The sequence below is a fragment of the Herbaspirillum sp. FG34 genome (assembly GCF_057809315.1).
In genome coordinates this window covers 66,740-80,622 of sequence record NZ_JBMDJS010000004.1, presented here as the reverse complement: position 1 = coordinate 80,622, position 13,883 = coordinate 66,740, and the positions used below count along the sequence as shown (strand labels likewise).

At 62.1% G+C, this 13,883-nt stretch carries 8 protein-coding genes; 1 reads left to right on the top strand and 7 read right to left on the bottom strand.

The genetic code is table 11. The features are described from left to right. Positions 1-362: 362 nt before the first annotated feature. From ACODSZ_RS06530 to ACODSZ_RS06500, 7 genes are all read right to left on the bottom strand, one after another. Positions 363-2,549, bottom strand: a complete 2,187-nt coding sequence (locus ACODSZ_RS06530) for a M23 family metallopeptidase (RefSeq protein WP_488927290.1) — start codon at positions 2,547-2,549, stop codon at positions 363-365. Between the two features lie 9 nt (positions 2,550-2,558). Then, positions 2,559-5,324 carry a type VI secretion system Vgr family protein gene (locus ACODSZ_RS06525; RefSeq protein ID WP_488927289.1) on the bottom strand — a complete coding sequence of 922 codons (2,766 nt, stop codon included), beginning with the start codon at positions 5,322-5,324 and terminating at the stop codon, positions 2,559-2,561. A gap of 288 nt (positions 5,325-5,612) precedes the next feature. Next, positions 5,613-6,416 (bottom strand): transporter substrate-binding domain-containing protein, encoded by an 804-nt coding sequence (locus tag ACODSZ_RS06520; protein WP_488927288.1) that lies wholly within the window; start codon positions 6,414-6,416, stop codon positions 5,613-5,615. 60 nt (positions 6,417-6,476) lie between these two features. Then, positions 6,477-7,133, bottom strand: coding sequence for a ligase-associated DNA damage response endonuclease PdeM (gene pdeM, locus ACODSZ_RS06515; protein WP_241822839.1), 657 nt, complete (start codon positions 7,131-7,133; stop codon positions 6,477-6,479). After that, on the bottom strand, positions 7,130-9,697 hold the full coding sequence (locus ACODSZ_RS06510; RefSeq protein ID WP_488927287.1) for a ligase-associated DNA damage response DEXH box helicase: 2,568 nt from the start codon (positions 9,695-9,697) through the stop codon (positions 7,130-7,132). The genes pdeM and ACODSZ_RS06510 overlap by 4 nt, the downstream gene beginning before the upstream one ends. Beyond that, positions 9,678-11,381 (bottom strand): ATP-dependent DNA ligase, encoded by a 1,704-nt coding sequence (locus tag ACODSZ_RS06505; RefSeq protein ID WP_175342560.1) that lies wholly within the window; start codon positions 11,379-11,381, stop codon positions 9,678-9,680. The genes ACODSZ_RS06510 and ACODSZ_RS06505 overlap by 20 nt, the downstream gene beginning before the upstream one ends. Beyond that, positions 11,374-12,435, bottom strand: a complete 1,062-nt coding sequence (locus ACODSZ_RS06500; RefSeq protein ID WP_488927286.1) for a ligase-associated DNA damage response exonuclease — start codon at positions 12,433-12,435, stop codon at positions 11,374-11,376. Before ACODSZ_RS06500 ends, ACODSZ_RS06505 begins: the two co-directional genes overlap by 8 nt. 353 nt (positions 12,436-12,788) lie before the next feature. On the opposite strand from ACODSZ_RS06500, the gene ACODSZ_RS06495 reads away from it, so the two are divergent. After that, positions 12,789-13,721: an HDOD domain-containing protein gene (locus tag ACODSZ_RS06495; RefSeq protein ID WP_008328626.1), complete on the top strand. Its 933-nt coding sequence runs from the start codon at positions 12,789-12,791 to the stop codon at positions 13,719-13,721. The last annotated feature ends 162 nt before the right edge of the window (positions 13,722-13,883 follow it).

The window sequence follows — 13,883 nt, the reverse complement described above, 5'->3', positions numbered from 1 at the left end:
CGTGATCCACTATCGCTGTTTTGTGATTCCTGCTGAAGGCCGCTTCGTAGGGGCCCCTCGTTCTCGTGAAATGATTAATCGGCTTTCTCTTTGTTAGATCAATGACGTAAACCTTATTAACGGGCGGGGCACCTATCCGTGCTTTACTTAGGTCTTGTCCCCATGCAATGGCACGGGTTCTTGAACAGTTGACGGCCCAGTCGCTCACTCGGATACCGAGCGGAATTGAAACTGTACGTGTTCCTGCTTTGAACGCGAATCCATTTGCTCCGCCGCGGAACGAATTGCGAAGTTCAATGTTCGAGGCGCTGATCGGATCTGGAAATAAGAAAAACATTGAGAGAAATAGTGACAGAGGGTATTTAGATTCCATCGCCGAGGGTGATGTAGGACAACATCGTATAGGTTGATCGTGTCGGTTTTGCTGGGAGTTCATGAGGATTAATTAGCCGACTTACGGCTGCGGAAGCCTTTGCGTTAGCCCCTCCGTCAGCTGCTTTCAGAATAACGTTTTTTGCACAATAGAAGCCTGCGGTATCTACAGCGTTATAAGGAATATCCGCCACGATCTGCGGATCCCTGATGGTTGGCCCTTTCCCCCCGTTTCTAAACCAGCCAGCATCGAAAGAATTGCGATCAAGCCAACCGCGAAATACCCAGTACTCTGAATAATTGAAACGTCCCGTCAACTGTTTCAGGCCTCTGCCGCGAAATTTCATTCCGTCTCCGAGGTCTGTATTAGCCAAATCGATGCGTCCTTCGTAGTAACCTTTTTTACTTGGGTCAGCAAAGTGGAGTAGTTGACTCTTATTATTCTCTGTAATCTGAAGATATCCATTACCTTCTCGCTGGATCGAAATATGGTTTTCCTTGATTGCTTTGTGGACCACAATGGCCGCCTCACGGGTCAGCAACAAGAAAAAGCTTTCTTGTGCAGCCTGTCCAAAGAAATGGGCCATCCTGACGGGCGTATTGAGAAGATATTTCCGAAAGACGAGATTGAGACTGAGGCGGAATCTTTCTTTGACGGTTTCCCCCGACTGACCAACATCTCTATAGAGGCTCTCCTTGTCCGCATAAATGCGCTTCATTTCCCCAATGCTTAGCCAGCCGCATTTCCTGAAGTGTTCAATGAATTTTCTCGGATGAAAGTGCCAATGTGCGGCGTCGATACCGTCGAGCACAGCATGTTCCCAGAATGCCAATGCCTCCACATGACGCTGAAAAGCAGGGAAGTCGGCGAGTGACAGGTAAGTACTTTTCGTCAGGCTTGGCGTTTTGCTACCTTCGGTGCTCGGGCCTTCCTTGGTCAGCCAATTCCACCGCTGCACGACGCCCGCTCGTTGCCATTCAGTCGGAAATTTACACACCATCCCTCGCATGAGCCGTTGGATCTCTATGTCTTTCATGCGGCGTTCCGCCTCGGCCCAGGTCGTGATCATGTCACCGTTTTCGTCCAGCATTTTGCGAAGCACGTCAAGATCGCAACGGCTGTTCTGGTCGTCGTAGTCCTTCAGCAGTTGCCAGCCCGCCCACTGGGGCGCATCGGCATCGCTGTACTTGAAAACACCTGTGGCGTTCAGATTCACCCATCCTTTTGCATCCGCTGTGGAGATCTGCCGCCAGTGTGGCGTGTCACTTGGCATCAGGGGATCCGGTCCCAAGATCCGTCCGAATCGCAGCAACTCGTAGACTGCGCTGTGTGACGGTACTTGGCTGGCTCGTGCGGCTCTGTACGCCTGAACGATTTTTCCAGCCTGGCGGTAAAGTTCGTATTCAGCTTCATTTTCCTTCAGTACTGCGCCTACTCGGGTGCCGTCCGTGCGATAGGTGCTGACATGACCATGTCCACCTCCGAAACGAAGTCCCACGAGTAGGACTTCGGTCAATACAGTTCCGCCGACGCCAGCTTTCTCATTCAGGGGAGGACGCTGTGAGTAGAGTAGGGTATTGGCTGGCAACCTGAAGTAAATTTCACCAAAGACCGCATCGGTACGACCGTTTGTCGTGATGTTGAGGTCACCCGTATTGCGGCCGAGCAGTCTTTTAAGGTTGTCGTCGTCGCAGATGATCTCAAAGTGGATGATGTTGGCGTGCCCCTCAAATGAGCCTGCACTGCCCAACTCGGCCTTGCGATAAATTGTTTGGCCGACCTTGATACCGCGTATCGTCTGCAGATGCATGTAGATGGAGTAGAAACGTACTGGCGTTTCTGCATCGTTCTGGGCTCCGATCGTAGAATCGTGGCGAATGATGATGCAGCCGTCATCTGTCCATCCCATATAGCCGAGTACATGCTTTTCATCTTCAGTAGCGGTGGAAGGGCGCGCCGTTGGTTGTCGAACGTAAGCGACGATGCCATCGGCAATGGCCCGAACAGGTTCTCGACCGTTATTACGAGCTGGGGCTTCCAAATGCAAGCCTCCGTGCCACGAGAGTTTATGGCTGACCGGGAAATTCCCATGTTCCGGGCTACGCATGGCCCTCTGCAGATAGCCATCATCGTCCTGATCAAGATGCGGAGGAAGAAAAGGCGGGCTGATGAGCATATGGAATCCTTACCGCGAGAACGAGAATTTCCGTGAATCTTTTGCATCCACGGTGCTTTTCGGTAAAGGAGACAGGCTTGCCGCTGCACTCGCTCCTCCGGGAAAAGCATGCGCTCCCCCCTTCACCGAAAACGTCCCCGGACAGGCAAACGTGATATTCCCACCCTCCAGCGTCACCGAAGCCTGCCCCGCCTGCAGCACGATCTTCTGGCGTGCCTTGATCTCGATGCCTTCATTGACGCTGATGACGCTCACCTCCTTGTCAGCCAGGATCTCCAGCGCATCGGTATGCGCCTGCAAGGAAACCGGACCATTGCCGGCGAAGGCCTGTATGCCGCCGTCGTGCGCAAAGAGCGTGGCCGCCTTGCCGGCCGCAAGGCTGGCGGTATCGGCGGCAGTCCAGTGCGTATCCCCCTGCGTGGTCCAGTGCAGGCTTTCGCCAGCGTAGAGCACGGTGGAAGCCGCACTGGTCCAGTTGATGTTGGTCGGGGACTCCATCAGCACAGCGGCTTTCGCGAACATCTCGACTGGTCGCGCACGGTCGTTCTCGCGTGACTCCGGCTGGCTCTTGAAGGCCTCCTGGCCGTTCACACTGCCCGGATGCTTGCCTTGGTCCGCCGGATCGATGATGGAGATGAACTCGCTCTTGGCCTTGAATGCCGCCGCACTATGCAGCACCTGCTGCTGTGCGGCGGCCTCGCCCATGATCTGCGCCAGTTGCTGCGCACCCTTCAATTGCGCCACGGCTTCGTGGGCATCCATCTGCGTGCTGGTGACGCTGGCACCGGCAACCGGACGCGCCGTCGAGGAAATCAGCAAGCCCTGCGCGCCGCGCACCACGCCCCAGGCATCACTACGCAATTCAAAACCCTGGCCGCGATAGCTGCCGCGCCGGGCACCGGTGTCGGCCTGTTCGATCAGATGGCCGAGATTGAGCTGGGACTTGGCCTGGCTGGACGCCAGCCGCATGCGCAACTGCAACTGCGTGTCGTCCACCACCCATTGATTGAAGCCGCTGCCATCATGCGCCGTGCTGTGCCAGCCCGAGAGCGTGCCGGCGTGATTGGCCCCGGAATCAGCGCCAGCCGGAAAGGGCGGCACGTCGCTGCCGTTGTAGAGCTGCGCGACCACTACCGGACGATCTATGTCGCCCTCCATGAAATCGATCAACACTTCACTGCCGACGCGCGGCGTGAACTGGCTGCCCCAATTGGGGCCGGACTGCGCTTCGGCCACGCGCACCCACGTACCGGAGGCATCGTTGCCGGGGGCGTTGCCGTTCTTGTCACCGAGGTTCCCGGTGTCGCGCAAGCCGCCCGGATTGGGCGACTTCCCGCGCTGCCAGTGAAACTGGACCTTGACGCGGTGATTGCGGTCCGTGGTGACGGCCACGTCCGGCAGGCCGGTCACCAGCGCAGTCTGGGGGCCGCGTGCAGTCGGTTTCAGGCGTTGCGTGATGGCGATGGGGACAATGGGGACCACGTCGCGCAAGGCCACGAAGCTGTTGCGGTAGGTGCCAGTCTTGAGGTCGTCCTCCGATGCGCTGTCCGATGCGGGCGTCTTGCCGAACAGATTTCCCAGCGAGGCGGGGAGCACCTGGTCGAGGATCTGGGCAATGTTGCTGTCGAAATTATTGCGTGCACTGTGACTGACCGAGAGCAGCTTGAAGCGGTTTTCACCGTCGGGATAGCGCTCGTGCTGGCTCAGCGTGAACTGCATGCCAGCACCGAGCTGGCGCGCCGCGCCTGTGCCTTCAAAGTGCTTGTTCTGCATTTCCAGGGCCTGCAGCATCAACCGTGCATGGGTCGCGGCCGCTTGCTGGTCCGCAAAGTCCTGCTGGCCGGTACCGTCGTAGACCGGCAGGGCAGGGAGTTCACCGGCATCCAGGCTGGAGCTCTCCTCGGCCGAAGGTGAAGAAATCTTCTCGGGATGCCAACTGGCCAGGGCCACCGCATTGGAACGCACGCTGCGCACGGCGCCAAAGTCGGTGATGGCGTCACTGGCCTCGGTGGCCGCGACCCGGTGAAAGCGGATGCGCGTATCGTCGCCCGGCAGATCCGGTGCCTTGGCCTCGCGGTCAAAGATGACCAGCTTGTGCCTCGCCTGTTGCTGGCCATGAGCGTGGCCTTGCTCACCTTCCTGCTGATGCTCGAAGCGAAAGTTCAGCCCCTCGCTGGCCAGGATGCGGCGCAGGAAGGCGAAATCACTTTCGCGATATTGCGTGCAGATGTCGCGCTTGCTGAGAGGCTGGGTGACCTCCAATGCGAAATTGGCTTGCGGGTATTCCTTCAGGACCGCGCTGGCGATGTCGGTCACGCTCATGTCCTGGAACAGGAAACTGTCGCGACGGCGGTCGAGGAAGGCAAGAAAGGATTCCAGCCGAAGCCGGTAGCGCGCCAGCCCGCCATCGGCACCCAGCCATGAAGCCTGCGTGCAGTAGCCATGCCAGGCGCGCCGGCTGCCGTCAGCCTGAAGCAGCCGCAGGGTCAGCTCGGTGCCGATGAATTGCTTGAGATCGAGATCGGTGGAAATCGAAAGGGCGTCGATGTCGAACTGGAAGTTGTCATTGACGCTCTCCTGGCCGTGGAAGCGCTCCACGACCAAGGATTCAGGCAAGCCGGCTTCCTGGGCGCTGGCCAGCGTGATCAGGCGCGCGTGTTGCGACAGGCCAGGGCCGAACAGCGTAGAGGGGAAACCAGAAAGGAGCGTGGAAAGCAAGCGCGGTGCAACAGGCGCGCTGTGCTGCCGGCGGGGCGGTGCTGCATCTTGCGTCACGGGATAGCCTCATCTTGATGGTCCGCCATTCGCTGTGCTGCGAACGAACGTGTGTTGGTTTTCAACACCACGCTGGCATCAAGTTGTCCCCGTGCTACCCCCTGTCATCGACTGCTGCATGGCAGCGGCGCTCAGTAATCAGGCCGCTCATTTTTGTGCCGTGCATTTTGCCAGTCCGGGCTGGCTACCTCCATCGAAAAATTTCGCTAATTCATGACTGAAATATGGGTGAAAAATAAAGCTTCATGACGCAGCATCGCGGCATGAAGCTTCAAACAGATTTGCTGCTTACTGGAACGTGCTGGCCATCTTCGCCGGGAGCGGCACATTGAGCCACTTCTGCACGATGGCATTGAGTTCGCCGTTCTTCTTGGCCGAGGTCAGCACCTCGTTGACCTTGCCGAGCAAGGCGGTTTCGCCCTTGTTCAAGCCGACGCTGCAGGCTGATTCATGGATGATGTACTTGAGCACCGGCTTGTTGCCGGGTGCCTTTTCGGCCAGCGCATAGGCGACAAAGTCCCCCGTACCCACCAGTTGCACCTGGCCTGAGACATAGGCCGAGATCATGGCATTGTTGTCCTCGTAGCGCTTGATGGTGGCGCTCTTGGGCGCCGTGTCGGTCAGTTGCAGGTCCTGGAAGGTACCGCGCGCCACGCCCACGGTCTTGCCGGCCAGGTCGGCAGGGCCGCTCACCGCCACACTGGCCACGCCGAACACGCTGTTGTTGTAGGGCGCATAGGGCTGGGAAAAATCGATCACCTTTTCACGCTCGGCATTCTTGCCCAGGGTGGAGATGACCAGGTCGGCCTTGTGGGTCTGCAGGTAGGCGATGCGGTTGGCGCTGGCCACCGGCACCAGTTGCACTTTGAGGCCCATTTTCTGGGCGATCAGCTTGGCCACGTCGATGTCCAGCCCCTGCAATTGCAGGTCCGTATTGACTGAACCGAAAGGCGCAAAGTCCTGCGGTACGCCGATGCGGACCACGCCAGCCTTCTGGATGTCGGCCAGCGCATCTGCCTGTGCCGGCGCGTTAGCGAGAACGCCCAGGCCGAGTGCAATCGAAAGGGCCAGCAGGCGGTGTTTGCATGTCATTGTCTTTGTCTCCTCGTATGAATATCAGCGCGTCGATGATACCCCTTATTGCGTGGCGGCTCAGCCCGGCAGCGGCAAGACACAATCCTCGGCCGCCAAATAGATGCGCTGTCCCGGCAAGGCATCGACACGATGGCCGCCCGTGAACGCGCCAAATGCCGGCAGCATCGCCCAGCGCCCGTCCACCACGAAGCAGGGCAGCCGCAAGCTGTCGCCCGCCGAGGACAGGCGATACACCGGATGCACATGGCCCACAATGGCAAAGGCACCGTCCACTGTCTGCGGATGATGGCAGAACGCCAGCGGGCCGACCCGCCAGGGCTCATCGACCAGTTCCATGCCCAGGACTTCGGGCGGATCACCCGCATGATGGTCGTGATTGCCACGCACCAGCGTGAGCGTCAGTCCCGCGTTGCGGCCACGCCATTGCGCCAGTGCCGAGAGCGTTCCAGCAGCACGTCCCGCGCGGGCATGCAGGAAATCCCCCAGGAACACGATGTGACGCACTGCATGCTGCTGTACCAGCGCATCGATGGCCTCCAGGTTGGCCCGCGTGGTGCCGTGCGGCACCGGAATGCCGCCGGCCCGAAAGGCCGCTGCCTTGCCGAAATGCACATCGGCCAGGATCAGCATGGCACGCTGGCGCCACAGCAGCGCGCGTTCGGGCAGCATGGTCAGGATGGCGCCATCGGCGTCGAAGCTGGGGTAGGGCATCATGCGGCAGTCTTGGGCTTGGCCTTGCGCCGGGTGGCGGGCTTGGGTTGTTCACGCGAGGCGGTCTTGTCGGCGGCACCTTCCAGCTCGCGCAGCATGCGCGCCACGCGGTCGGCCAGTTTCTCGGTCGAGAGCTTCTCGCGGAAGCGTTCCACCATCAGCGGCAGTGCAAACGGGGTAGGGCGCTCCAGCTGCACCAGCCTCAGAGTGCGTGCGCGCAGCTCGGCCAGGGTGCTGCGCAGGCGCTCCAGTTCCAGCTCCTGTTCCAGCACCTCGCGCTGGGCCTGGGTGAGCAGCAGATTGCCGGCATCATGCTTGCGGAAGACCTCGAAGAACAGCGCCGACGAAGCCTGCAACTGGCGCGCGCTCTTGTGCTGGCCGGGATAGCCCTGGCTGACCAGCCCGGCAATGCGAGCGATCTCGCGGAAACGTCGCTGCGACAGTTCGGTGGCGTTCAGGCTGCAGAGTATGTCGTCCAGCAAGTGCTCCTCGCTGAAGAGCGCTTGTGCCTGGTCCGGGGCCAGGCGCGCCCACTCCACTTGCTCCGCCGCCAGCAGTTCGATACCGTAATCGTTGACGGCCATCGAGAACGTGGCTGCCCGCGTGCTGGCCAGGCGCCAGGCCAGCAGAGACGCCAGTCCCAGGTGGACCAGGCGGCCGGCGAAGGGATAGAAGAACAGGTGATGGCCCTCCCGGCTCTTGAGTGCTTCCACCACCAGCCGCTGACCGGTGGGCAGTGCCGACCAGGCATCCTGCAGCGCCAGCAGTGGCCGCACCGCCTGCATTTCCGGGCCGTCGAAATGCTGTTGTTCGGCTTGTTGCAGGCGCTCCAGCACGGCCTGCGCCAAGGTCGAGGACAAGGGCATGCGCCCGCCTTGCCAGCGCGGGACGGCGCCGCTGCCAGCAGTACTGCGGCGCACCCAGGCCGTCATCTCATGGACCCGGACGAACTCCAGTACGCGCCCGCCAAAGAGAAAACGATCACCCGGACGCAGGCGCGCGATGAATCCTTCTTCAATCGTGCCAATGCGTCCGCCTTTCAGGTACTGCACGTGCAGGCTGGCGTCGGCGACAATGGTGCCGATGTTCATCCGGTGCCGCCGCGCAATGGCCGGCACGTCAACGCGGTAGACCCCGTCTTGTCCCAGGGCGACCCGGTGGTATTCCGGATAGGCGCTCAGGCTCCGGCCGCCGCGCGCCACGAAGTCCAGCGCCCATTGCCACTGGTCCTCGCGCAAGTCGCGATAGGACCAGGCCTGGCGCACTTCCTGCAACAGCTCATCGGCGCGGAAACCGCCTCCCAGGGCGATGGTCACCAGATGCTGGACCAGTACGTCCAGCGGTGTCCCGGGTACCGCACGTTCTTCGACGCGGCCGGCCGCTACCGCATCCTGGGCGGCGATGGCTTCCACCAGCTCCAGGCTGTTGGTCGGCACCAGCGTGGCGCGCGAGCTGCGCCCCGGTGAGTGGCCGGAGCGCCCGGCGCGCTGCAGCAGCCGGGCCACGCCACGTGGGCTGCCGATCTGCAACACCCGCTCCACCGGGGTGAAATCCACGCCCAGGTCCAGGCTGGAGGTACAGACCACGGCCTTGAGTCGGCCATCACGCAGGCCGTGTTCGACCCAGTCCCGCACTTCACGGTCCAGGGAGCCATGATGCAGGGCGATGATGCCCGCCCAGTCGGGCCGGGCGTCCAACAGATTCTGGTACCAGAGTTCAGCTTGGGAACGTGTGTTGGTGAAGACCAGCGAACTGCCGCTAGCCTCAATCTCCTGCACCACGGCCGGCAGCATCTGCATGCCGAGGTGGCCAGCCCAGGCAAAGCGGGTCGGCTGCGGTGGCAACAGGGTATCGATGACGATGCGCTTGCGTTGCTCGCCCCGTACCAGCACGCCCTGTCCGGCAGCCGCAGGACCGAGCAGGACTTGCAGCGATTGCTCAAGATTGCCCAGCGTGGCCGACAGCCCCCACACCACCATCCCTGGCCGCCAGCGTCTCAGGCGCGCCAGGGCAAGCTGCACCTGTACGCCACGTTTGTTGCCCATCAGTTCATGCCACTCATCCACGATCACGACATCGAGCTTCGCAAAGCGTTGTTGGGCATCGGCTTGCGACAGCAGCAGCGACAGGCTTTCCGGGGTCGTCACCAGGGCCTGGGGCAGGGATTTCATCTGGCGCGCACGCTCGCCAGCGGCGGTGTCTCCGGTGCGCATGCCAGCCTGCCAGTGCGGCAGCAGGTCGGCCAGCGGCGCTTGCAGGGCGCGCAAAGTGTCGGTGGCCAGGGCGCGCATGGGGGTGATCCACAAGACCCGCAGGCCGCTCACATGGGTGGGCAGGTCCGGCTGCCCCAGCCTGGGTTCGGCGTGCAGCAGGGCGGCGAACCAGACCGCATAGGTCTTGCCCGAGCCCGTGCCGGAATGCAGCAGGCCGCTCTTGCCCAAGGTGGCGGCCTGCCAGACGGCGCGCTGGAAATCGAAAACCTCCCAGCCGCGCTGGCTGAACCATTGTTCAGCCTGAGACAGGGCGATCTTCCCGCTGGAACGGGAATTAGTCGTCTTGCGTGGCACGATGCAGTTCTTTCTGTTTTTCCTCGGAGGGCAGGCTGGCGGTGGGCCCCAGCAGCTCCCGCAGACTGGCCAGGGTATCGGCCTGTTCGACCGTCTTGTCCGGGCGCTGGCGCAGGATGCGCGGGAAGCGCACGGCGATGCCCGCCTTGTGGCGGGACGACAGGGCGATGCCCTCAAAGCCGATCTCGAACACCATGCTCGGCCTGACACTGCGCACTGGACCGAATTTCTCGATGGTGGTCTTGCGGATGACCTGGTCGACCACCGCGATCTCGGCATCGGTGAGGCCGGAATAGGCCTTGGCGAAGGGCACCAACCGACGCTCGCCGTGTTCGTCCGGAGCGTCCCACACCGCAAACGTGTAGTCGGTGTACAGCGAGGCACGCCGCCCATGACCTGCCTGGGCGTAGATCAGCACGGCATCGATGGAATAGGGATCGACCTTCCACTTCCACCAGGTTCCGACATCGCGGGTGCGCCCAATGCCATAGTGTGCCTCCCGCTGCTTCAACATCATGCCTTCCACGCCACGCTCGCGCGCGCTGCTGCGCAGCTGCGCCAGGCTGCTCCAGTCAGAGGCGACGATGCGGGGCGCCAGCATCAGGGCGGGCGCGGCATGGGCCTGCACCAGGGTTTCCAGTCGGTGGCGGCGTTCATGCTGGGGCAGACTGCGCAGATCCTGGCCGTCCTGTTCCAGCAGATCGTAGGCGATCAGACCGGCGGGCAGGTCAGCCAGCAGGCGGGCGGTGAGGTTCTTGCGACCGATGCGTTTTTGCAGGTCGGCGAAAGGCGCCACGCGATCAGCTTGCGGGCCGCAATCGACCAGGCGGATAACGATCTCGCCATCGATGACGGTGCCATCGGGCAGGGCCAGCCTGGCCAGTTCGGGAAAACGGTCGGTGATCAGTTCTTCTCCGCGCGACCACAGCCAGTTGCTCCCCTGTCGGCGCACCAGCTGGGCGCGGATGCCATCGTATTTCCATTCGACTTGCCAGTCCGAGAGCGGTCCCAGAGTGTCTGGCACCTCCATCAGCGGATGGGCCAGGAAGAAGGGATAGGGCTGCCCACCCTGCAACTGCGTATCCTGACCCGCGGCCGGCGCAATCAGTGCGGCAAAGCGCAGGGCATCGGGCCGGGTGCGGCCATCGGTCCAGCCAACCATGCGTTGTGCGACCAGCTTGGGATCGAGCCGGGCAACGCCAGCCAGCGCCCGTGTGACCAGCAGGCGCGACACGCCCACGCGAAAACCGCCGCCGATCAGTTTGGACAGCAGGAAGCGTCCCTGCCAGTCCAGTTCATCCCAGGCGGCGAACAGGGCGCTGCGGATGACGGCCGGATCGGCGCCGCGCAAGGGCGCGATGCGCTCCTCCATCCAGCGCGCCAGCCCGAGGTCGCTGGCGCCGGAGGGCGGCGGCAGGACGTGGGCGATGGTCTCGGCCAGGTCGCCCACGCTGTGATAGCACTCTTCGAACAGCCATTCATCGATCTGCGCGTATTGCATCGCGCATTGCTTGAGCAAGCTGGTAGGAACCGTCTGGCGCGGCTTGCCCCCGGCCAGGAAGTACACTGCCCAGGCCGCATCGGCGGCTTGAGCACGATCAAAGTAGTCCTGCAGGGCGGCCAGCTTGCGGGTGGTGGAGGTGGTGGCGTCCAGTTCGGCATAGAGCCGCGAAAATTCACGCACGGCCGCTTTCCTGCGCTGCTACGGGCGCAGCCGGGGTAGTGCTGTCTTGCGTTTCTTCATCTCCGTATTCGGTGGCAAAGGCGCCGGCATCGAGCCCTTGCTGCCGCAGCCAGCGCACCATGGTGGCGACCTGACCATGGGTCACGATGACCCGCTCGGCGCCGGTGGCGCGGATCGCCTCGTGCAGGGCCGGCCAGTCCGCATGGTCGGAGAGGACGAAGCCACGGTCGACCCCGCGCCGCCGACGTGTCCCTCGCAAGCGCATCCAGCCGCTGGCGAAGGCATCGCTGTAGTCGCCAAACCGGCGTATCCAGGGCGAACCTGCCGCCGACGGCGGCGCGATCACCAGGCTGCCGGCGTAGACGGTGGCCTTGCTGCGTTTGTCGGCCTCCGCTTGGCCTACGGTGAGCGTCTCCGGCAGGGCGATGCCGGCTTCGCGATAGAGCAGGTTGAGCGGCTCCACTGCGCCATGGCAGATGATGGGACCGATGCTGGCGTCGATGCCATGCAGAATGCGCTGCGCCTTGCCAAAGGAATAGCAGAACAGCACGCTGGCGCGCCCTTGCGCGGCATTGCTGCGCCACCAACGGTTGATCTCGTCGAAGATCTCCTGCTGCGCTTGCCAGCGATAGATCGGCATGCCGAAGGTGGATTCGGTGATGAAGGCGTGGCATCGCACCGGCTCGAAGGGCGCGCAGGTACCGTCAGGTTCCAGCTTGTAGTCACCCGAGGCCACCCAGATACGGCCTTCGTGCTCCATGCGCAGTTGCGCCGAGCCCAGCACGTGTCCAGCGGGGTGCAGCGACAGCCGTACGCCATTGTGGTTGATGCGCTCGCCATAAGGCAACGTTTGCAGGGGGATATCCGCACCCAGGCGCGCCCGCAGGATGCCCGCGCCCGGTGCCGCCGCCAGATAGTGCCCATGGCCCACACGGGCATGGTCGGCGTGGGCGTGCGTAATGACCGCGTGCGCCACCGGGCGCCAGGGATCGATGTAGAAATCGCCGGGGACGCAATACAGCCCTTCCTTGCGCACCACTACCATGTCTTCCATGCGGGAGTTGTCCTTGCTCTGCCTTGAAAAAATCGTGCGGCTCCGTTTTGCCGTGTCCGGCCCGCTTTGTCCATGCCTGCAGCGGTCTTGTCGCGGCTTTGTCGCAAGTTATATGAAGCTTTTTGCAGAGTTGCCGATGCCGCTTCCACTTGTCAGCTTAACGGCAAGCACGGCACGCCACTGTCAGTGCCCGCCCTGCCTTCCTGTCAGTGAGCAGGCCGACGTGTCCTGATGAAACTTGATTTCCGTTTGCATTGCCGCAACGCACAATGCACATTATTTGGGTATGCTTGTGGTGAACTCAAATTGGCATTGCGCCAAGCATCGAACTCAAAAGAATCACACGAATCCTCATGTCTCATTACGTCGATCCCCTGGTTTTCCGTGAACTGCAAGACTCTGAAGTCTTGCCTGCGCCTTCGGGTGTGCGTCTGAAGATCATGCAGATGTGCCAGCAGGAAGACATTGCGCTGCCGGAGCTGGTGGCGCAGGTGCAGGGTGATCCGGTGCTGGCCGGTCGCCTGATCCAGATTGCCAACATCCCCAACATCAACAAGGGGCGCATGGTGGCCGCCGTCAATATCGAGCTGTTGCTGATGGTCGGTCTGCATGCGGTGCGTCAGATGGCGCTGGCGATCTCGCTGACCGAATCGGCGCGGCGCGGGGATTGCGAGCAGTTCGACTATGACCTGTTCTGGAGCCGTTGCACGGCCATGGCCTGCGCTGGTCAGGCCCTGGGCGACCTGCTCCAGGTGGCGCCGCCGGCAGAAATGTTCACCATCGGTCTGCTGGCCGATATCGGCCGGCTGGGGCTGGCCTCGGCGCGTCCCAAACGTTACGGCGAGCTGCTGCGCACCGGCGTGCAGGGCGCCTCGTTGCGACAGGAAGAAAAGGCACTGTTCGGATTCAACCATCTGGAACTGGCCGCAGCGATGATGCAGGACTGGCTGTTCCCCAAGCTCTTCTGCGAAAGCGTCCTGTATCACGGCCAGGCCGACAACACCGGCATGGATGAGCAAGACCGTCAGCAGCGCCTGATCCGCCTGCTGGAACTGGCTGCCTGCGTGGCCGACGTCTGCGTGGCCAGCGATGCCCAGCGGCCGGCCCTGCTGCCGCGTCTGCTGGAACTGGGGGAACGTTTCGAGTTGCCGCTCTCCAGTCTGCAATACCTGTGCGGCCGCGTGTCCTGGGACTGGAGTGAATGGGGAGCATTGCTCAAGGTGCCGACCCGCGTGCTGCGCGAGATCGGCCCGGAGCTGCTCGCTGCGGCGCAACGGCCCGAGTGAATGGATTGCAGTCAGCGTCAGATTTAGTCATGAAAAATCGAAGTTTTTCGTTGCTGATTTGTCAGGTGCCGATGGTACTATCCCCCTCGCTCTGGAAGTGAAGCGCCTCTGTTGATCGTCAGGAACGTTGCAGGAACCGCCCGTGGCCCGCATCTCCCCGTC